27 protein-coding genes are annotated in these 18,415 nt (G+C 41.6%); 7 read left to right on the forward strand and 20 right to left on the reverse strand.

Translation table 11 applies throughout. The features are described 5' to 3' along the window. From AUJ82_01565 to AUJ82_01595, 7 genes are all read left to right on the forward strand, one after another. The gene (locus AUJ82_01565; protein ID OIO60689.1) at window positions 1–783 is read left to right on the forward strand and encodes a hypothetical protein; all 783 of its coding nucleotides are present in this window, start codon (window positions 1–3) and stop codon (window positions 781–783) included. Further along, window positions 780–1,589 (forward strand): hypothetical protein, encoded by an 810-nt coding sequence (locus tag AUJ82_01570; protein OIO60690.1) that lies wholly within the window; start codon window positions 780–782, stop codon window positions 1,587–1,589. Before AUJ82_01565 ends, AUJ82_01570 begins: the two co-directional genes overlap by 4 nt. After that, entirely contained in the window at window positions 1,586–2,689 is a 1,104-nt protein-coding gene (locus AUJ82_01575; protein ID OIO60691.1) for a hypothetical protein, read from the forward strand. The genes AUJ82_01570 and AUJ82_01575 overlap by 4 nt, the downstream gene beginning before the upstream one ends. Window positions 2,690–2,693: 4 nt before the next feature. Next, window positions 2,694–3,686 carry a hypothetical protein gene (locus AUJ82_01580; GenBank protein ID OIO60692.1) on the forward strand — a complete coding sequence of 331 codons (993 nt, stop codon included), beginning with the start codon at window positions 2,694–2,696 and terminating at the stop codon, window positions 3,684–3,686. Further along, entirely contained in the window at window positions 3,683–4,471 is a 789-nt protein-coding gene (locus AUJ82_01585; GenBank protein ID OIO60693.1) for a glycosyl transferase family 2, read from the forward strand. Before AUJ82_01580 ends, AUJ82_01585 begins: the two co-directional genes overlap by 4 nt. 3 nt (window positions 4,472–4,474) lie before the next feature. Beyond that, window positions 4,475–4,915 carry a hypothetical protein gene (locus AUJ82_01590; GenBank protein ID OIO60694.1) on the forward strand — a complete coding sequence of 147 codons (441 nt, stop codon included), beginning with the start codon at window positions 4,475–4,477 and terminating at the stop codon, window positions 4,913–4,915. Between the two features lie 159 nt (window positions 4,916–5,074). After that, window positions 5,075–7,192: a hypothetical protein gene (locus AUJ82_01595; GenBank protein ID OIO60695.1), complete on the forward strand. Its 2,118-nt coding sequence runs from the start codon at window positions 5,075–5,077 to the stop codon at window positions 7,190–7,192. Window positions 7,193–7,276: 84 nt separating this feature from the next. Here the strand turns inward: AUJ82_01595 and AUJ82_01600 are convergent, their stop codons facing one another. From AUJ82_01600 to AUJ82_01695, 20 genes are all read right to left on the reverse strand, one after another. Beyond that, entirely contained in the window at window positions 7,277–7,768 is a 492-nt protein-coding gene (locus tag AUJ82_01600) for a 50S ribosomal protein L17 (protein OIO60696.1), read from the reverse strand. 35 nt (window positions 7,769–7,803) lie between these two features. Continuing rightward, on the reverse strand, window positions 7,804–8,805 hold the full coding sequence (locus tag AUJ82_01605) for a DNA-directed RNA polymerase subunit alpha (GenBank protein OIO60697.1): 1,002 nt from the start codon (window positions 8,803–8,805) through the stop codon (window positions 7,804–7,806). Between the two features lie 28 nt (window positions 8,806–8,833). Next, complete coding sequence (locus AUJ82_01610) at window positions 8,834–9,454, reverse strand: 30S ribosomal protein S4 (GenBank protein OIO60698.1); 621 nt, start codon at window positions 9,452–9,454, stop codon at window positions 8,834–8,836. Window positions 9,455–9,481: 27 nt separating this feature from the next. After that, window positions 9,482–9,868, reverse strand: coding sequence for a 30S ribosomal protein S11 (locus AUJ82_01615; GenBank protein OIO60801.1), 387 nt, complete (start codon window positions 9,866–9,868; stop codon window positions 9,482–9,484). Between the two features lie 154 nt (window positions 9,869–10,022). Then, window positions 10,023–10,409: a 30S ribosomal protein S13 gene (locus tag AUJ82_01620; GenBank protein OIO60699.1), complete on the reverse strand. Its 387-nt coding sequence runs from the start codon at window positions 10,407–10,409 to the stop codon at window positions 10,023–10,025. A 54-nt stretch (window positions 10,410–10,463) separates the two neighbouring features. Continuing rightward, window positions 10,464–11,255 carry a type I methionyl aminopeptidase gene (locus AUJ82_01625; GenBank protein ID OIO60700.1) on the reverse strand — a complete coding sequence of 264 codons (792 nt, stop codon included), beginning with the start codon at window positions 11,253–11,255 and terminating at the stop codon, window positions 10,464–10,466. A 7-nt stretch (window positions 11,256–11,262) separates the two neighbouring features. Further along, window positions 11,263–12,765, reverse strand: a complete 1,503-nt coding sequence (locus AUJ82_01630) for a preprotein translocase subunit SecY (protein ID OIO60701.1) — start codon at window positions 12,763–12,765, stop codon at window positions 11,263–11,265. A gap of 11 nt (window positions 12,766–12,776) precedes the next feature. Beyond that, window positions 12,777–13,229 (reverse strand): 50S ribosomal protein L15, encoded by a 453-nt coding sequence (locus AUJ82_01635; GenBank protein ID OIO60702.1) that lies wholly within the window; start codon window positions 13,227–13,229, stop codon window positions 12,777–12,779. A 24-nt stretch (window positions 13,230–13,253) separates the two neighbouring features. Next, on the reverse strand, window positions 13,254–13,712 hold the full coding sequence (locus AUJ82_01640; protein OIO60802.1) for a 30S ribosomal protein S5: 459 nt from the start codon (window positions 13,710–13,712) through the stop codon (window positions 13,254–13,256). Between the two features lie 98 nt (window positions 13,713–13,810). After that, complete coding sequence (locus AUJ82_01645) at window positions 13,811–14,179, reverse strand: 50S ribosomal protein L18 (GenBank protein ID OIO60703.1); 369 nt, start codon at window positions 14,177–14,179, stop codon at window positions 13,811–13,813. 18 nt (window positions 14,180–14,197) lie between these two features. Then, complete coding sequence (locus tag AUJ82_01650; GenBank protein OIO60704.1) at window positions 14,198–14,737, reverse strand: 50S ribosomal protein L6; 540 nt, start codon at window positions 14,735–14,737, stop codon at window positions 14,198–14,200. 12 nt (window positions 14,738–14,749) lie between these two features. After that, window positions 14,750–15,139, reverse strand: a complete 390-nt coding sequence (locus tag AUJ82_01655) for a 30S ribosomal protein S8 (protein OIO60705.1) — start codon at window positions 15,137–15,139, stop codon at window positions 14,750–14,752. 19 nt (window positions 15,140–15,158) lie between these two features. After that, window positions 15,159–15,464 (reverse strand): 30S ribosomal protein S14, encoded by a 306-nt coding sequence (locus AUJ82_01660; GenBank protein OIO60706.1) that lies wholly within the window; start codon window positions 15,462–15,464, stop codon window positions 15,159–15,161. Between the two features lie 26 nt (window positions 15,465–15,490). Further along, window positions 15,491–16,054, reverse strand: a complete 564-nt coding sequence (locus AUJ82_01665) for a 50S ribosomal protein L5 (protein OIO60707.1) — start codon at window positions 16,052–16,054, stop codon at window positions 15,491–15,493. Between the two features lie 88 nt (window positions 16,055–16,142). Next, window positions 16,143–16,421: a 50S ribosomal protein L24 gene (locus AUJ82_01670; protein ID OIO60708.1), complete on the reverse strand. Its 279-nt coding sequence runs from the start codon at window positions 16,419–16,421 to the stop codon at window positions 16,143–16,145. 4 nt (window positions 16,422–16,425) lie between these two features. Continuing rightward, window positions 16,426–16,791: a 50S ribosomal protein L14 gene (locus AUJ82_01675; GenBank protein OIO60709.1), complete on the reverse strand. Its 366-nt coding sequence runs from the start codon at window positions 16,789–16,791 to the stop codon at window positions 16,426–16,428. A gap of 24 nt (window positions 16,792–16,815) precedes the next feature. After that, complete coding sequence (locus AUJ82_01680; GenBank protein ID OIO60803.1) at window positions 16,816–17,088, reverse strand: 30S ribosomal protein S17; 273 nt, start codon at window positions 17,086–17,088, stop codon at window positions 16,816–16,818. Between the two features lie 23 nt (window positions 17,089–17,111). Next, entirely contained in the window at window positions 17,112–17,309 is a 198-nt protein-coding gene (locus AUJ82_01685) for a 50S ribosomal protein L29 (GenBank protein OIO60710.1), read from the reverse strand. 21 nt (window positions 17,310–17,330) lie between these two features. After that, on the reverse strand, window positions 17,331–17,750 hold the full coding sequence (locus AUJ82_01690) for a 50S ribosomal protein L16 (GenBank protein OIO60711.1): 420 nt from the start codon (window positions 17,748–17,750) through the stop codon (window positions 17,331–17,333). Between the two features lie 24 nt (window positions 17,751–17,774). Then, complete coding sequence (locus AUJ82_01695) at window positions 17,775–18,413, reverse strand: 30S ribosomal protein S3 (GenBank protein OIO60712.1); 639 nt, start codon at window positions 18,411–18,413, stop codon at window positions 17,775–17,777. Window positions 18,414–18,415: the final 2 nt, after the last annotated feature.

Here is an 18,415-nt window from a genome sequence, read left to right on the forward strand (position 1 = left end):
ATGAAAAAATTTAAAAATGCCGCTTTAATTGGTTTCACAGGATTCGTTGGCTCGAATCTCCGTGAGCAGTTTCGTTTTGATGGGGAATTTAATTCGGCTAATATTGCCTCTTTGAAAGATAGTACCTATCACACCGTTATCTGTGCCGGCATTCCAGCCAAGAAATGGATCGCAAACCAACATCCGGAAGAGGATCGTAAAAACATAGAGGCTTTGGCAGAGCATTTGAAGGGCGCAAGCATCAAACGATTTGTCTTGATCTCTACAATTGATGTCTACCCTTCACCCATTGATTTTAATGAGGATTTTGATCCTTCCGAGGAAGAGAACCATCCCTATGGTGTTAACAGAATTTGGTTTGAGAATTTTATTAAACAGACATTTCCGATTCATTACATAATCCGCCTTCCTGGTCTTTTTGGTAATTATTTAAAAAAAAACGTCTTGTTTGATCTTTTAAATGATAATTGCTTAGAGCAGATCAATCCTGATAGCTCTTTTCAATATTATTACTTAAAAAACTTAAAATCGGATATTGCTAAAATGATCGATAATGATATTCGTGTAATCAATTTCGCTACAGAGCCTATTAAAACAAGTGCCATAATCGAAAGATTCTTTAAGGATAAAGCGGTCGGGCAAAAAAAGAGCAATACCTCCCTTTATGCTTTTAGGTCTAAATATGATCGTTTATGGAATGGTCAGCATGGCTATTTATATAACGCTGATCAGATCATGCGAGAATTGGGTGAATTCGTAGCAACAAATAGGGCTAAGCGATGAGGTTATGCATATCAAATATTGCTTGGTCAAGGGATGAGGATTCAGTGATTTTTAATTTTTTGAATGATAATGGCGTTGAGTTGGTAGAATTGGCACCTGCCTCTTATTGGCCCAATCCGGACAGGGTAGATCTATCGGCTATAAAGCAGATCCGTCATCAGTTGTCTCAATTCAATGTAAAACCATGTTCTTTTCAATCACTCTTGTTTGGTCGCCCAGAGCTTGTTTTATTTGCAGAGAATCAGGATAAAAACCCGCTTGTTCCCTATATGAAGGGTTTAATCGATACTGCATCAGCATTGGGAGTGCACACCCTTGTTTTCGGATCTCCCAAGAACAGGCTTAAGGGTAACCTAACCTTTTCTGCTGCCATTGATAAAGCCGTTCCTGTCTTTAATGCTTTGGGTGACTACGCTGCTTCCAAAAATTGCATGATCTCGCTTGAGCCCAATCCTGCGAATTACGGGGGAGACTTTATCATAAACACATCAGAGGCTTTGATATTGCTGGAGAATTTAAATACACCAGGTGTATGTTTACACTTCGATACGGGTGGAATGTTTATGAATCAGGAAGATATCGTCAATATAATTGATCATTATATTGATAAAGCAGCCCATTTTCATATTAGCGAGCCTTTCTTGCAGTCATTTGAATATCCCCTAATTAATCATAAGTTGGTAGCTGATGCGCTAAAGGCAAATAGCTATAATAAGCCGGTGTCGATCGAAATGAAAAAAAGCCCTCAAAATTCGATCAAAACAGTTAGAAAAGCCATTGCTTTTGCTTCGGAGACGTACTTATGAAAAGTTCGTATGATGCCATAGTTGCAGGGGGTGGATTTTTTGGAGTTTCCATTGCTTCCTATCTCAAACAGAAGGGGATGAGTGTTCTCTTGTGCGAGCTTCAGGATGGGCTCATGCAGAGAGCTTCTTATGCAAACCAAGCTCGGGTGCATAATGGTTATCACTATCCTAGAAGTTTTTTAACAGCAGTTCGTTCGCGTATTAATTGTAATCGATTTGCGGCAGACTTTAATAACTGTATCGTGAATTCGTTTGAAAAATATTACGCGATTCCTTATCAATTCTCAAACGTTACTGCCAACCAGTTTTATTCATTTTCCCAACGTATTCAGGCACCCATTAAAAGAGCTCCTTCCAGCATCTTGAAGCTGTTTGACAATCAATTGATAGAGGATGTTTTTCAAGTTACCGAATATGCCTTTGATGCCGTGAAACTTCGTGACATAGTGGTTAATCAAATGATTGATCTTGGCGTTGACATCGCAACACAAACAGAGGTGACATCTGTCAAGCCCTTCCCCCAGGAGAAGCTGAGAGTAGTTTGTGCTAAAAATGGTGTCACCGAAACGATTGAGGCCAAGTATTTATTTAATTGCACTTATTCCCAAATCAACAAGCTCTTACGTAATTCAGCGCTCCCTTTAGTGAATTTCAAATACGAAATTGCCGAAATGGCTTTGGTGGAGGTTCCCGAGGAGATGAAGAACATAGGCATTACTGTCATGTGCGGCCCCTTTTTTTCCTGTATGCCTTTTCCTTCAAAAAAACTTCATACGCTTAGCCATGTGCGTTATACACCTCATTTAACATGGTATTCGAACGAGGATCAAATGTCCGACTCATACAAACGCCTGGATAATTATCCCAAAAAATCTTCCTTCAAACACATGCAATACGATGCTCAAAGGTACATGCCTTTGCTTAAGGAGTGTAGATACCAAAGCTCTTTATGGGAAGTCAAGACGTTGCTACCTAAAACCGAGTTCGATGACAGTAGACCTATATTACTTCGTAGAGACCACGGCATAGAGGGTTTTCATTGCGTTTTGGGTGGAAAAATTGATAACATATACGACATCATTGATAGCTTAAAAAATTAATATTATGTCCGATAAAGAACATTTCATTTCTGTAATCCTACCTTTATATAATAATGAGGATATTATCGGGAATTGCTTGGAAAAATTGAGCGCTATTCTTAGAGAACAATTTTCGTTTTATGAGATTATCGTGGTTGATAACTGTTCAATAGATAACAGTTTCGAGCGTATCAATGACAAACTGAAAACGATTCCTTGCGCAAGATGCATGTCTTTGTCTCGGCATATGAGCATCGAAATCGCTATAACCGCTGGGCTCGAAACATGCATAGGGGACTTTGTCGTCATTATGGAACATGGCGATCCATCGACAATGATACCCGAGTTGGTTGATAAATGCACCTCCAGCAAAAGTGGCATCTTACAGGGAGTGTGTATTGAGGATGAGAATTACTCCCGTGGCATGATCGCCAACCTATTTCATGCTTATTGCAGAAAAGCTTTGGGGGTAAATTTGCACCCTGGCTCTACTTTCTTTCAGGTGCTTAGCCGCAAGAATGTAAATTACATTTTAAAGTTTAAAGATAGATACAGGCAACTAAGGTATTTTACCGCCGCTATTGCTAAGCAAAACAACTTTTTTAAATATAGCAAAACAACGAGTACGCCAAGGTCTCGTTTCCGCATTTTTTTGCAAAACATAGGAGATGGCGTAAAGTTAATCATAAACAACTCCTTGCACCCACTTCGGCTGGTTTCCATTTTGGGTCTCGTTGCAAGTGCCTTTAATTTGCTCTACATAATCTATGTGGTGTGTGTGTATCTCTTTAAACAAGAGGTAAGAGAAGGTTGGACTACGCTGTCGTTACAAAGCGGATTTATGTTCTTTATGATCTTCCTCGTATTGTCATTATTAAGTGAATACATCGGGTTGCTTTTGGTAGAAACACGCAAACGTCCATTATTCTTCCTCAAAGAAGAGGCTACCAGTTCCACGTCTGTCACCAACATGGATATCCTTAATGTAATGGAAAATCAGGATAATGATTATCGATGAATCGTGAAGTTCCAAGATACAAAAAAAAAGAGTTTTCTGAGCGAAAATCATCTTATTGTATCGTTGTTTTTGTGATTAATGAAGGGGATCGTATCCGATCCCAACTGGCTAAAATGAAACCTTATAGTGATCAGGTTGATATCATCATTGCGGATGGAGGTAGTACCGATGGTTCTTTGGATGAAGCTTATCTAAGGGAACAGGGGGTACGCGTGCTTTTGATAAAGACAGAGACAGGTAAGCTGGGTTCTCAAATGAGGATCGCTTTTGCTTATGCTCTTGATCAGGGGTATAAGGGCGTCATTGTGATGGATGGAAACAATAAGGACGATCCTGGTGCTATCCCTCAATTCATTAAAGCATTGGAAGAGGGTATGGATCATGTTCAAGGTTCTAGGTATATTCACGGAGGAGTCGCGATTAATACGCCTTGGCTGCGTCACTGGGCGGTCAAATTAATACACGCGCCTCTGATTCGGTCCGCTTCTGGCTTCCGTTATACGGATACGACAAATGGTTTTCGAGCTTACAGTAAACTTTTTTTAAATAATGCTGGGGTCGATCCTTTTAGAAAAGTATTTTCAGATTATGAGTTGCATTATTATCTTGCGATTAGAGCAGCGCGTTTGAAATTTAAGGTCAGGGAAGTCCCGGTCACCAGAGCCTATCCCAAATCAGTGCCAGCTCCCACGAAAATTTCATTTTTTAAGGGTAATTTTAATGTTTTAAAACTCTTGTTTCTTGCTTGCTTTGGCTATTATAATCCCAAAAATATCCAAAAATAATCCATGAATATAGCATTTAATGAAAAGATAAAATTCTTTTTTGTTTCTCTATTTGGCATCGTGATTGATTTTGCCGCTGTTAATTTTTTTTTCTTACTCTTTAAAGTTAATTTCATGTATTCATGCGTGCTAGCGTTTTTTGTAGCTTCGTTGGTAAACTTTTTCTTCCATTATTATTGGACGTTTGTCAGTAGATCGCTCAGTAGTAGAAAGCTGGTGTATTACTTTAATTTCCTACTAAGCATCGTAGTTGGGCTAATCACCAGAATGTCTGTTATTTACGTTTTGATATTGTTGTTTACTGGGGAAAGTACTCGCTCTCTTGTTTTTGAAGGGATATATGTTTTAGGCGTTATCACATCTTTTTTGGTTAATTTCCTTATCTCGGATAAATTTGTTTTTAAACCAAACATTGTATCAACCTCGGCCATTAAAAGTCGCTAAACTCTACGAAAAAAATTTGATGTCACCGTAATCGCCTACCTCGTATTGCATCGACCCCCACTCAACGCCGGCGCCAGTCTAAATAAAAGGGTCATTTGCGACTTTCCATAGCGGTAAATTCACGTTAAGATAACATCTTAATCCGCCAGAATACCCCCTATGGATGCTCCAAGAAAATACACCTGCCCAATGCACCCCCAAATCATCGAGGATAAACCAGGAGACTGCCCAATCTGCGGCATGGCCCTCGAGGCCATAAACGGCAGCGAAGCCCCCCACCAAGAAACTGAGCACACCCACCCCTCAGCCTCCTCCGAATACCAACAACTCAAAACCCGTTTCATCCTCGGGGTCATCCTCTCCCTCCCCATCCTCATCCTCTCCATGCTAGGGGAACACCTGGGCCTCCCAACAAAACTCAACCTCTGGTCCCAGTTCCTACTAGCAACCCCGGTCATGCTCTGGGCAGGCTCTATCTTCTTCCACCGCGCCTGGAACTCCCTCCTCAAAGGGCACCTCAACATGTTCACCCTCATCTCCATCGGCACCGGCACAGCTTATATCTACAGCATAATCGCCCTATTCTTCCCGGAACTCTTCCCCGAAAAATACAAAGCGAAAGGCCACGTAGAGCTCTACTTCGAAGCCGCCGCGGTCATCATCACTCTGGTCCTCCTCGGCCAAATGATCGAAGCCAAAGCCCGCTCCCGCACCTCAAATGCCATCAAAGAGCTCCTCGGCCAAGCCCCAAAAACAGCCCGCGTCCTCGATAAAAATGGCAACGAAACCGAAAAACCAATCAGTTCCGTTGAAAAAGGTGATCACATCAAAGTCCCCCCAGGCACCAAGGTCCCCGTAGACGGAGTCATCCTAGAGGGCTCCGGCATCCTAGACGAATCCATGATCACAGGAGAGCCCATCCCCACCTCCAAACACCCCGGCGACAAAGTCACCGGTGCCACCATCAACACCCAAGGCTCCTTCATCATGAAAGCCGAACGCGTTGGCAAGGACACCCTCCTCTCCCAAATCGTAGACCTCGTATCCCAAGCCCAACGCTCCCGAGCCCCCATAGAAAAGTTAGCAGACACAGTCTCCAGCTACTTCGTCCCCGCCGTTATCCTAGTAGCAATACTAACCATCATCATCTGGAGCATCTGGGGCCCTGAACCAAAACTCGTCTACGGCCTAGTCAACGCAGTTGCTGTTCTAATCATAGCCTGCCCCTGCGCCGTCGGCCTCGCCACCCCAATGTCCATCATGGTCGGCATCGGAAAAGGAGCCCAATCCGGCATCCTCATAAAGAACGCAGAAGCTCTCCAAACCTTCGCAAAAATAGACACCCTACTTGTCGATAAAACCGGCACCCTCACCGAAGGCAAACCCACCGTAGAGCAAATACAAGTCACCAATAACTTCGCCCAAAACGAAGTCCTACAACTCGCAGCCTCCTTAGAAAACGCCAGCGAACACCCCCTATCCCAAGCAATTGTCAAATACGCAAAGTCTCAGAGCCTGGACTTATACAAATCAACCAACTTCCACTCCGAAACCGGCAAGGGCATCAAAGGAACCGTTAACAACAAAGAAATTCTAATCGGGAATGGCACGTTCCTAAAGGATCATAACATAGAAGTCTCATCCAAGAATAACGATATAGCCAAAACAGTAATATACATTGCAATCGATAACAAATACGCCGGAAGTTTGACAATATCAGATCCTATAAAAAAAACCACACCCTCAGCCATTAAAAACCTTAAAGCCATGGGCATAAAAGTAATCATGCTCACGGGCGATAATAAAAGCGTTGCCGAAAAGGTATCGAAGGAACTCAATTTGGATTCATTTCACGCAAATGTTAGTCCAACCGATAAACACAGTTATGTAGCCAAATACCAGAAACAAGGAAAGCATGTCGCTATGGCCGGCGATGGAATAAACGATGCCGCCGCACTCGCTCAAGCCGATATAGGAATCGCAATGGGAACCGGTACAGATGTCGCCATCGAAAGTGCCGATATTACCCTGGTCAAAGGCGACATTAGAGCCATCACAAGCGCAATAGAGCTCAGCCGCTTAACAATGCGTAATATAAAGCAAAACCTTGTATTTGCATTCATATACAATGCAGTGGGAGTACCAATCGCTGCAGGGTTATTATATCCCTTTACCGGTTTACTATTGAGCCCTATATTGGCAAGCATCGCCATGAGCCTAAGCTCCATTTCAGTGATCGGGAATGCGCTGCGCTTAAAAAAGAGCAAACCAGGTTGAGGATCTCATTCCTAAAACAGAAGGGATTTGGGCACAAAAAAAGGCTGCTAAGATAGCAGCCCTTGTAAATTGAATTTCAACTAATTACTCAGCAGTTGATTCAGATTTTGCTTCTTCCTTCTCGGTTTTGGCATGCTGAACAACTTTACGTTTCGCTGAAACCTTCTTTTTACGGCCTTTTGTATAACCTTCATCAGAAGCCTCGATAAATTCGATGAGTGCCATATCCGCACTATCACCACGACGAGCAATAAGCTTGTAAATGCGAGTGTATCCACCTGGTCGGTTTAAAAACTCTTCTGCACGCTCATCGAAAAGCCTTTTGATAGCTACTTTGTCGCGGACACGAGAAATTGCAAGTCTTCTAAAATGAAGCTTTTGAGCAAGATCTTCTGCTTTACTTGCTTTCACCGACATAGTTACGATTTTCTCGATAAAAGGTCTGAGTGCTTTAGCTTTTGCCAAAGTTGTTTTAATTCTGCCGTGAGTGATCAGAGCTCCAGCCAAGCTTGCTAGCATGGCGGATCTGTGAGCTTTTTTTACTCCGAGCTGGTGTCTGTGGTTACCGTGACGCATATTTCCTTACAATTTATATTAAATCCCTTATTATTTTATATGTCTCCAGAAACTTCCAATAGTCTTTCGTCTATTTTCATTCCGAGGGACAATCCCAATTGTTCTAGTTTTGCCTTAATTTCATTTAAGGACTTTTTACCAAAATTACGATACTTGAGCATTTCGTTTTCGCTCTTCATGCAAAGTTCACCAACTGTTGTAATGTTAGCGTTATTTAAGCAGTTTGCAGCACGAACTGATAGCTCGATTTCGTTTACGCTCATGTTTAGGAGCTTACGCAATCTATTTTGCTCTTCAGAAACTTCAGTACCCTTTGTTTCGAATTCAATTTCCTCTTCACTCACCTGTTCGAAAACCTTTAAGTGGTGCTGTAAAATTGCAGTCGCTTCTTTTAGTGCTTCGTCAGGAGTGATACGGCCGTCTGTCCAAACTTCGAGTATTAACTTATCGAAATCAGTCATTTGACCAACACGGGTATTTTCAACCGCGTATTTAACGAGGCGAACTGGACTAAACAGAGAATCGATCGTAATGAGCCCGATGGACTGATTTTCTTTCTTGTTCTCGTCAGCAGTACAATATCCACGTCCTACCTTAACTTCGAGATCGGCGACAAAGCGTCTTTTCTTATTAAGGGTACAAATGATTTGATCTGGATTGAGCACTTCGATATCAGAATCACCCGAGATATCTGCTGCAGTCACAGGACCTTCTTTATCAACATCGATGATCAAATGAATATTTTCGCGCTTCTTAGATTTGAGAATGACCTTCTTCAGGTTTAAAACAATATCTGTGACATCTTCAACCACGCTATCAATGCTTTGAAATTCGTGATTAACACCTTCTATTTTAATGGAACAAATAGCAGCTCCCTCAATAGAACTGAGTAAAACTCTGCGAAGCGAATTACCTACACTATGTCCATATCCTGACTCGAAAGGCTCTGCGACAAACATTGCATACGTATCCGTAGCGGTTTTGTCGTCTTTCATTAAGCGCTTCGGCAATTCAAACTTTCCTAATCTTTTGGCCATAATTGTTTTCCGGGTATTGGTTGTAACTCTATCGACTGTAGAACTCTACAATTAGCTGTTCATTAATTAAAGAACAAATTTCATCTCTTACAGGAGTGCGATTCACGACACCCTTCAAAGCATTTACATCAACTGCAAGCCAAGCGGGAACACCTCTATACTCAATGCCTTCGAGACTTCTTGTTGCGATTTGCATTGATGATGTTTTATCCTTACGAACCTCGATGGTGTCGGCTGGAGCAATTGTGTAACTTGGAATATCTACCTTCTTACCATTAACCAACACGTGGCCATGAACGACAAACTGACGTGCGGCACGACGTGTTCTTGCTAACCCAAGCATGTATACAACATTATCTAAACGCTGTTCAAGAAGCTGTAAAAAAACTTCACCCGTAACACCACGAATTTTTTTAGCGCGCTCAAAAGTTAAGCGAAATTGCTTTTCAGTGAGACCGTAGAACATTCTAGCCTTCTGCTTTTCACGCAATCCGATTGCAAATGGGGTTTGCTTTTTACGCTTTTTTTGGCCGTGCTGACCAGGTGCGTATGGTTTACGTTCGCAAGCAGTTTTCTTGGGAAATATTTCTATTCCATCTTCCAAGTATTTTCTGTTTTCCCTTTGAGTTGGTCCTGTATATCGAGACATATTACAATATTATGTTAAATTATTTAATTAGACGCGTCTTCTTCCAGGTTGACGGCAACCATTGTGACGAATAGGTGTGGCATCAGTAATTTTAAGAACATTCAAACCTAACGCTTGAAGGGCACGAACGGCGGAATCGCGACCGAGACCCGGTCCCTTTAAAATAACGTCCACATCTTTTAATCCATGTGACATAGCAACACGTGCGGCATCCTGAACGACTACTTGCGCTGCATAAGCTGTTGATTTACGTGAACCTCTAAAATTACATTTGCCGGAGCTAGACCAGGATATTACATTACCTCTTTGATCCGTAAAGCATACTTTTGTATTATTGAAAGTAGCAAGGACGCTGCATCTTCCTGTAGTAATATTTTTACTACCCTTAGCTTTGCGAACTTTGACCTCCTGAATTTCGGCTTTAAGAAGATCACTAGCGCTAGGCTGTTCTACCTTCTTCTCTGCTGCAGCCTCAGTATTTTTCTGAGCTGTTGCTTCTACTTCTTGTTCTACGATTTCTTTATCGTCTGTGTTTTCCATGTTAAACTCCTGATTCTATCCGCAATTATTACTTTTTGTCTGCCTTTTTCTTACCGGTAACGGCCATGCGCCTTTTACCCTTTGCAGTACGTGCATTCGTGCTGGTACGTTGCCCTCTAACCGGCAGTTTTTTGTAGTGGCGAATGCCTCTATAGGCCTTGATGGCTTGAAGTCGCTTAATATTCGCAATGATATGTCTACGCAAATCACCCTCTACCTCATAGCCTAACTCAGTAATCGCCTCTGCAATCTTGTTTAGCTCCTCTTCGGACAGTTGATTGGCGCGTACGTTTGGGTCTATTCCAGCATGTTCTAATACAATGACGGAACGATTTGGCCCAATGCCATACAAATACCGTAACGAATACTCAATTTTCTTTTTTTCCGGTATATCTACTCCTAATAATCGCGGCATAATAATATTGTTTGATTGTAAAAATTTATTTAAAAGGTTAAAGGTAACAGAAAATTAAAATTGCTCAAGCATTTTTTCTCGTTTTTTGGAAAATGTCAATATTTCTGGCTCATCTTTTGTAATGAGAACAGTATGTTCGGCATGAGCAGATGGTAATTTATCTGAAGTAACAACAGTGAGGCCGTCTGCAGCATAATGAACTGCGGGCTTACCAAAATTCACCATGGGCTCAATCGCAAGTGTCATTCCGGGTTTTAATTTCGGGCCGGTATTTTTCTTACCATAATTCGGTATCTGGGGTTCTTCATGCATATTTTCACCAACACCATGGCCGACAAATTCCCGAAGGACGCTGAAGCCGTTACTTTCTACGTATTGCTGGATGGCATGTGAAATATCCCCTACTCGATTACCTGAAATTGCTTTCTGAATGCCCTTTTTAAGCGCTTCTTCGGTAACCCGTACTAATTTCCTTGCGTCCTCAGTTGCGGTGCCCAAAATGATCGTGCACGCATTATCACCAATAAAGCCGTTGTAGTCGACGCATACATCAAGAGATACAATATCCCCTTCTTTAAGGACGCGGTTAAGGGTACCTACACCGTGGACGACTTCCTCATTTACTGAGATGCAAGTATATGCAGGATATTTTTTATCTCCTACTTGATAATTGAAACAAGCGCTGGTTGCGCCATGCTTAGCGATCAAATCACGCCCAATTAAATCCAAATCATAAGTAGTCATCCCAGGCTTTGCGGCTTCGCACATGCCTTCAAGAATTTCTGCGGCAACACTACAGGCTTGGCGCATTTTTTCTACTTGTTCAACTGATTTAATGGGTATCATGAATTAACTAAAACTTTTGTAATATCCAGGCAACAATACCGATTGTAAAAAGAATTCCTAACGGCCACCAAAGCGCACTCAAGTTTTTAAGTTCGCCAGTGTCAACAGCAAAAGAACTTCTTGTCTGGCTTCCACGCCCTTTGAGCTTACCTTTTTTCAAGAAACCGTCATAGTGACGTTGCAATAAGTAAGTTTCAATCTGGCGCATAGTGTCCAACATAACACCGACAGTAATAAGCGTACCAGTACCGCCAAAGAACAAGGCTACTGAATAAGGGACGTTGTAGGCATAAAACAATAAATCGGGAAACAATGCAATTGCAGTCAAAAATATTGCACCCGCTAGCGTCAAACGCGTCATTACAAAATCCAAAAACTGTGCTGTTGGAACACCCGGACGAACCCCTGGAATGTAGCCACCTGCCTTTTTTAAATCGTCTGCAATTTGAATTGGTTTAAACATGATAGAAACCCAGAAATAACTGAATCCTAAAATCATGGCACCATAAACAACGTAATATGAAACGGAACCTTGAGTTAAATACAAAGCCAATTCGCGGAAGAAATTAAGCCCGGTTGCTCCAGCAATATAGGTAAATATTTGCTGAGGAAACATCAATATGGCACTTGCGAAAATAACTGGCATAACACCGGAATAATTCACCTTTAACGGTAAAAATGTGCTCTGTCCGCCGTACATCTTTCTACCAACTATGCGTTTTGCATATTGTACAGAAATTTTGCGTTGAGCCTGCGTGACCGCAATCATCCCTGCAATAACAAGAAGTAATAACAGCACCATCAAGACCGCTTGCGGGACACCCAAACTAGCGCCTTGAACGCCAACTGGTTTAAAGAACATGCTAACCGCTTGACTGAAAGCAGCAGGCGCGCCTGCAACAATACCTACTGTGATGAGTAAGGAAATACCGTTACCAATTCCTCGCTGTGTAATTTGCTCTCCAAGCCACATCAAGGCCATTGTTCCTGCTGTGAGAAGTATGGTTGCTGTTATTAAGAACCATGTAGGGTTCATAACAACCATGGCACCATAAGTCTTTATGTCATACCCAGGGAAAAGCCTGTCAGGGTAATTTGAAAGCGCCATTACCAGCAAGACCGACTGAATCAAACTGATGATAATTGTCAAATAGCGAGTATATTGTGCAATTTTTTGCCTACCAACGTCGCCTTCTTGCTGCAGCCTTGCTAGGCCAGGCATGACAGCTGACATCAACTGCATAATAATAGATGCACTGATATAGGGCATAATACCGAGACCAAATACTGCACCCTTCAAAAAGGCCCCACCCGTGAACATATTAAACAACCCTACAAGATTTCCACCAGCAGAAGTCTGCGTGGCGAAAAAATCCTGCAATGGTTGCGGATTAAAGCCTGGCAAGGGGATTTGGGCACCAAGACGGGCAACAAACAGAAGTCCCAGAGTCAGAAATATTTTCTGTCTTAACTCTGGGATTTTGAGGCAATTAGTAAAAGCGGATAACATTCCTTAAATCTCTAGGCTGACAGGGCTAAGTCTTCGGCTTTCCCACCGGCTTTCTCAATTTTGGCTTTGGCTGATTTAGAAAACTTGTGTGCTTTAATCGTTAGAGCACGGGTTGTTTCACCAACACCAAGGACTTTGAGTCGAGTTGATATATTCCGCACCATGCGTTTTTCTTTCAGCAGCTCCAAAGTGATTTCAACCTCAGACAGCTTTTCAAGATCAGCAATGTTTACAATGGCATAGTTAGTCGCAAATTCGTAGTTATTGAAACCACGTTTTGGTAAACTGACCGCAAGAGATGTTTGTCCCCCTTCAAAAATAGGTGAAATACTGTAGCCGGAACGAGCTTTACTTCCCTTGTGTCCGCGACCTGCAGTTTTACCTTGGCCTGAACCAACTCCCTTACCCTTACGTTTCTTAGTTTTTTTGTAACTAGCCTTTTTTAAATCTGTTAAGAATCCCATTTTATTACCTTACTATTAAAAATTTTAAGCACTTTGTTTCATTTGACGAATCTCATCCGCAGAACGCAGTTGGCGTAAAGCCTCGATGACTGCTTTTACAACAGCACCTGGATTGCTTGATCCAAGAGATTTTGACAATATATCCTTGATCCCTAATGCTTCCAAGACAGGACGAACAGCACCTCCGGCAATAACACCAGTACCAACACTTGCGGGACGCAAAAGAACTCTTCCGCCATCAAACTTGCCAAAAACTTCGTGAGGGATAGTTGTTCCCTTCAACGCGATTTGCTCTGTACTTTGAAGATTAGCTTTAGCACGCTCTGTTGCTTTCCGAATGGCTTCAGGTACTTCTTTAGCTTTTCCGTGGCCGTAGGCTACTTTACCATTTCCGTCACCGACAACAACGAGTGCCGAGAAACTAAAACGTCTACCACCCTTAACTACTTTAGCACAACGGTTAATGTGTACTACATTAACAATCTGACCAGCGGAATCTGGATCGGAACTAGGTTCCTCTCTATTCCCTCTGCCGGATTTAACATTTGACTTACGTGCTTTCTGATTATTTGTCATACCTATTAAAATTTTAATGATGCTCTTGCTGCATCCGCGAATTCTTTTACTTTCCCGTGATAACGCCGTCCACCGCGGTCAAAAACGACATCGGTTATTCCGCTCTTACTCGCTTTTTCGCCAAAGATTTTACCAAACTTGGCGGCACCTTCTTTATTAGGGCCAATATCATCTGATTTTAAATCTTTATCGAGTGTAGACAAGTAAACTAATGTTTTCCCACCATTATCAACGTCATCATTGATGCACTGGGCATAAATATGTTCGTGGCTAAAGCGCAAAGATAGTCTAGGTTTGGATTCCGTACCTTTAATCTTTCTACGAATGCGCATTCTACGCCTCTGAACTGTTTTCTTTTTTCGTTTAATATTCATACTGAAAAACTCCCCTTATTATGCAGTTTTCTTACCCTCCTTACGGATAATGTATTTACCTACTATTCTTACACCCTTACCCTTGTAAGGCTCTACTGGATAGAAGTGATAAATGTCTGCTGTCACTTGACCAACCGCATGCTTATCTGGGCCTTCTACTTTAATTTTTGTATTCTCAGTAACTGTAATTTTTATATCAGCATAAGGAATTGTATAGTCAATGTTATGAGAATATCCCAAATTCAATACGAGTACGTTATCCTTCATAGCTGCTTTAAAACCAACTCCGTGTAATTCAAGGCTCTTCGAATAGCCATCAACAACGCCCTTCACCATATTATTGATGATCGCTCTCATTGTCCCATAATAGGCTTGAGCAAAACGACTGTTGTCTCCAGGCGTTATAATAATCTGGTTATCGTTGATTTCGATAGCGGCCGCTGGCTTGAATTCCTTTTCAAGTTTACCCTTAGGGCCTTCTACTAAAATTTTTTTTCCAGTAATGGTAACTTTTACATTACTTGGTATATCTATTGGTAATTTTCCTATTCTACTCATTTTATTATCTCCTTACCATACTTTGCAAAGCAACTCGCCACCAACTTTGTTCTGACGAGCGTCTTTATCCTTCATAACACCTTTAGATGTAGTCAAAATACAAATCCCCATGCCGCCAAGGACGTACGGAATTTCAGTACTGCCACAATATTGACGCTGACCGGGTGAGCTTTGTCTTTTAACACCTGTAATGGCTGGTCGTCCCTTGAAGTACTTCAATGTAACCAGAATAAACTTAAGCTGGCGTTCATTGGTAACTACTTTAAAATCTTTAATGTAACCTTCTTTTTTAAGAATAGTCACAATGTTTTCACGCATTTTTGACCATTGAGCCATGCAGTCTTTGTTGCCTGCGTTACTTGCGTTTCTGATGATTGTTAGAAAATCTGCTACTGTATCCATATTATTTACTTCTTATATTTTACCAAGATGATTTTGTAATACCAGGGATAAGTCCACGAGAAGCATACTCACGCAAGGTTATACGTGAAATACCGAACTTCCTTCTGAATCCACGACAACGGCCTGTAATACTACAACGATTTCTATAGCGAACAGGGGAACTGTTGCGCGGCAAATTTGTTAGTTCGCGCTGTGCTGCGTAAAACTCCTCATCTGTAACATCAGGGTTTTTCATTTTGGCCTTCAACTCTTCTCGTTTGCCTTTGAACTTCTCAATGAGCTTTTTGCGCCTGTTATTTTTTTCTACTGCTGATTTTTTAGCCATTCTTAATTCCTAAATTAATGTTTATACTACTCTTGAACCTCGGTAACTTTTCTTCTGAAGGGGAAGCCTAATTGCTTTAATAATTCGAACCCATGAAAGTCGTTGTCAGCAGTGGTTACGATAGTGATATCTAAACCAAAACGCTGAGTGTTGCTAATGTCGGTAGACACTTCAGGAAAAATTGTGTGGTCTTCAATCCCGATAGTGACATTGCCTTTGCCGTCAAAACGATTGTCCAAACCGCGAAAGTCGCGAATGCCTGGGAGGGCGATTGCAACAAGCCTAAGTAAGAAATCATACATGCGAGTGCCTCTCAATGTAACTTTTACGCCAATGGCCATTCCTTCACGTAGCTTAAAATTTGATATGCTCTTTTTAGCCTTAGTTACAAGTGCCTTTTGACCCGATATCTTTGCCAAGTCTTCTTCCAATTTCTGGATCTGCGCCTTTGCATCAGTCGCTCCCACAGAAGAATTCAAAACGACTTTCTCGATACGAGGAATTTCGTGCACATTTTCCAGTTTCAATGCTTGCTTTAACGCCGGCACAACCTGTTCTTTGTAAAATTTCTTTAATTCTGGCTCATTCATCTTTTTTAACCTTATACTCTTATGGTATGAAAATATTCCGTAGACTATATATCAATATACTGAAACCAGTACATTGCAAGCATAATTTTTACTTCTTATTTGCTGCCCTTTTTTCATATTCGCTAGCCAACATGACGTTCGAATAATGGATTGAAGTTTCTACTTTAGTTCGACCACCCTCTGGGTTTTCCTGCGATTTCTTTAAAATTTTTTCTCTCAGCGCAACACCTTCGATAATGACTCGACATTTGTCTGATTTGTCTGTGTGAACAAATGAAAGTACCTTACCCTTTTCGCCTTTGCTATTTCCTGCAATAACGACAACGGCATCGCCCACTTTATAATTCTTTTTAAATTTTGTGCTCATATTATTATATAACCTCCGGTGCTAATGAAATAATCTTCATAAAACCCTTGTAGCGTAGTTCTCTGGCAATGGTACCAAACACACGTGTTCCCTTTGGGTTTTTATTATTATCAATAATAACAATGGCATTGTCATCGAAGCGCAAGTAGCTGCCATCTTCACGATGAATTGCATATTTTGTGCGTACGATAACTCCCTTGGCAACAGTGCCCTTTTTGACCGTCGCGTCTGGGGAAGCTTCTTTGATTGCAACAACCACGATATCCCCTACATTGGCTGTATCTTTTCTCTGACCGAGAATTCGTATAATCAAGGCCTTTTTAGCACCCGTATTATCCGCAACATTTACTACTGTTTCTGTCTGTAACATCTTTAAACCCTTCTCAATTATGCTTTATGCAAACATTGGTGCTTTTTCTAAAACTTTGGTGATACGAAAACGTTTTGTTTTGCTGAGCGGACGTGTCTCCATGATTTCTACTTTATCCCCTAGCCCACATTCGTTAGCCTCATCGTGTACGGTAACGGTTGTTTTACGTTTAATTTCTTTTTTATATTTTGGGTGTGGAATCTTGTATTCAATTACCACCTTAACCGTTTTATCACCCGATTTACCGGAAACGACCCCAATTAAAATTTTTCTTTTGTTTCTTGTGTTTTCAGCCATGGCCATCATTCGTTAATTGTTGCTTAAACGCTTACGTTTTCTTTCTCTCTCAATATGGTTTCCATGCGAGCGATATCTTTTCTAGTGTTCGCATACTTGCCTGGATTCTCTATCTTCATTGCCTGTTTCTTAAGTCGGAGGCCCAATAGTTGGCTCCTACACTCTTTGATTTTACTCTGAATTTCTTCCCTAGAAAGTTCTCTTATTTCTTTTGATTTCATGATTTTGACAAACTCCTCCTGCTATACAACATCGCGCGCTATGAAGCGGCATGAAAATGATAATTTTGAATCTCCCAAAGCTAGTGCTTGGCGCGCCATGCTCATAGGTATACCCCCGATTTCGTATAAAATAGTGCCGGGCTTAACAACTGCGACATAATGGTCTACAGGTCCCTTACCCTTACCCATACGTGTTTCAGCAGGTTTCTTTGTGACTGGCTTATGTGGGAATACTCGACACCAAACCTTACCTCTCCGCTTTAAATGTCTTGTAATCGCGACACGTACAGCTTCTAATTGATCTGAAGATACAAGCCCACGTTCGAGTGCTTGTATACCGTATTCACCAAAAGCCATATAATCACACCCCTTTGCAGAGCCGCGATTACGCCCTTTATGCGTTTTTCTATATTTTGTGCGTGCTGGTTGTCTCTTTGCCATTGCCTATAAAGTAGTTAATATTTTTTATGCTTCTTTTCTTTTACAAATCCAAACTTTGACACCTATCAAGCCGTAGATGGTGTGGGCTTCGGAGAACCCATAATCAATTTTTTCGCGAATTGTCTGAAGAGGTACCCGTCCCCAGTGTTGGCGTTCTGTGCGAGCAATTTCTGCTCCACCCAAACGTCCGGCACACTGAACTTTTATACCATCTACACCCAAACTGCTTGCTGTTTGAATCGCTTTTTTCATAGCACGACGAAATGATATTCTTCGCTCGAGCTGGAGAGCGATACTCTCGGCTACGATTTGCGCAACGATATCCGGTTTTTTCTCTTCTTGTATGTCTAGAATGATTTCCTGACCCGTAATTTTTTCGAGCTGTGACTTAAGCCCTTCGAGCTCTTGGCCACGACGCCCGATAACAACACCTGGTCGCGCGGTTACGATTGTTATACGAATTCGGCCAGAGGCTCTTTCGATAACGATCTTAGCTACGGAAGCATAACGAAGCTTTTTACTTAATGTTTTACGGATAAGGTCATCTTCATAAATCCACTGAGCACATTTACGTTTGTTCTTATCGTCATACCATTTGGATAGCCAGCCTTCTGACTTTTCTACTGGTAATCTAAAACAGATTGGATGTTCTTTTTGTCCCATAT

The organism is Verrucomicrobia bacterium CG1_02_43_26 (genome assembly GCA_001872735.1).
In the GTDB taxonomy this organism is placed as follows: domain Bacteria; phylum Verrucomicrobiota; class Verrucomicrobiia; order Opitutales; family CG1-02-43-26; genus CG1-02-43-26.

What these genes read in the sequence shown, in the direction of transcription:
- AUJ82_01565 (OIO60689.1), top strand. Translation starts at nt 1, where the DNA reads ATGAAAAAATTTAAAAATGCCGCTTTAATTGGTTTCACAGGATTCGTT.
- AUJ82_01570 (OIO60690.1), top strand. Translation starts at nt 780, where the DNA reads ATGAGGTTATGCATATCAAATATTGCTTGGTCAAGGGATGAGGATTCA.
- AUJ82_01575 (OIO60691.1), top strand. Translation starts at nt 1,586, where the DNA reads ATGAAAAGTTCGTATGATGCCATAGTTGCAGGGGGTGGATTTTTTGGA.
- AUJ82_01580 (OIO60692.1), top strand. Translation starts at nt 2,694, where the DNA reads ATGTCCGATAAAGAACATTTCATTTCTGTAATCCTACCTTTATATAAT.
- AUJ82_01585 (OIO60693.1), top strand. Translation starts at nt 3,683, where the DNA reads ATGAATCGTGAAGTTCCAAGATACAAAAAAAAAGAGTTTTCTGAGCGA.
- AUJ82_01590 (OIO60694.1), top strand. Translation starts at nt 4,475, where the DNA reads ATGAATATAGCATTTAATGAAAAGATAAAATTCTTTTTTGTTTCTCTA.
- AUJ82_01595 (OIO60695.1), top strand. Translation starts at nt 5,075, where the DNA reads ATGGATGCTCCAAGAAAATACACCTGCCCAATGCACCCCCAAATCATC.
- AUJ82_01600 (OIO60696.1), bottom strand. Translation starts at nt 7,768, where the DNA reads ATGCGTCACGGTAACCACAGACACCAGCTCGGAGTAAAAAAAGCTCAC.
- AUJ82_01605 (OIO60697.1), bottom strand. Translation starts at nt 8,805, where the DNA reads ATGGCCAAAAGATTAGGAAAGTTTGAATTGCCGAAGCGCTTAATGAAA.
- AUJ82_01610 (OIO60698.1), bottom strand. Translation starts at nt 9,454, where the DNA reads ATGTCTCGATATACAGGACCAACTCAAAGGGAAAACAGAAAATACTTG.
- AUJ82_01620 (OIO60699.1), bottom strand. Translation starts at nt 10,409, where the DNA reads ATGCCGCGATTATTAGGAGTAGATATACCGGAAAAAAAGAAAATTGAG.
- AUJ82_01625 (OIO60700.1), bottom strand. Translation starts at nt 11,255, where the DNA reads ATGATACCCATTAAATCAGTTGAACAAGTAGAAAAAATGCGCCAAGCC.
- AUJ82_01630 (OIO60701.1), bottom strand. Translation starts at nt 12,765, where the DNA reads ATGTTATCCGCTTTTACTAATTGCCTCAAAATCCCAGAGTTAAGACAG.
- AUJ82_01635 (OIO60702.1), bottom strand. Translation starts at nt 13,229, where the DNA reads ATGGGATTCTTAACAGATTTAAAAAAGGCTAGTTACAAAAAAACTAAG.
- AUJ82_01645 (OIO60703.1), bottom strand. Translation starts at nt 14,179, where the DNA reads ATGAATATTAAACGAAAAAAGAAAACAGTTCAGAGGCGTAGAATGCGC.
- AUJ82_01650 (OIO60704.1), bottom strand. Translation starts at nt 14,737, where the DNA reads ATGAGTAGAATAGGAAAATTACCAATAGATATACCAAGTAATGTAAAA.
- AUJ82_01655 (OIO60705.1), bottom strand. Translation starts at nt 15,139, where the DNA reads ATGGATACAGTAGCAGATTTTCTAACAATCATCAGAAACGCAAGTAAC.
- AUJ82_01660 (OIO60706.1), bottom strand. Translation starts at nt 15,464, where the DNA reads ATGGCTAAAAAATCAGCAGTAGAAAAAAATAACAGGCGCAAAAAGCTC.
- AUJ82_01665 (OIO60707.1), bottom strand. Translation starts at nt 16,054, where the DNA reads ATGAATGAGCCAGAATTAAAGAAATTTTACAAAGAACAGGTTGTGCCG.
- AUJ82_01670 (OIO60708.1), bottom strand. Translation starts at nt 16,421, where the DNA reads ATGAGCACAAAATTTAAAAAGAATTATAAAGTGGGCGATGCCGTTGTC.
- AUJ82_01675 (OIO60709.1), bottom strand. Translation starts at nt 16,791, where the DNA reads ATGTTACAGACAGAAACAGTAGTAAATGTTGCGGATAATACGGGTGCT.
- AUJ82_01680 (OIO60803.1), bottom strand. Translation starts at nt 17,088, where the DNA reads ATGGCTGAAAACACAAGAAACAAAAGAAAAATTTTAATTGGGGTCGTT.
- AUJ82_01685 (OIO60710.1), bottom strand. Translation starts at nt 17,309, where the DNA reads ATGAAATCAAAAGAAATAAGAGAACTTTCTAGGGAAGAAATTCAGAGT.
- AUJ82_01690 (OIO60711.1), bottom strand. Translation starts at nt 17,750, where the DNA reads ATGGCAAAGAGACAACCAGCACGCACAAAATATAGAAAAACGCATAAA.
- AUJ82_01695 (OIO60712.1), bottom strand. Translation starts at nt 18,413, where the DNA reads ATGGGACAAAAAGAACATCCAATCTGTTTTAGATTACCAGTAGAAAAG.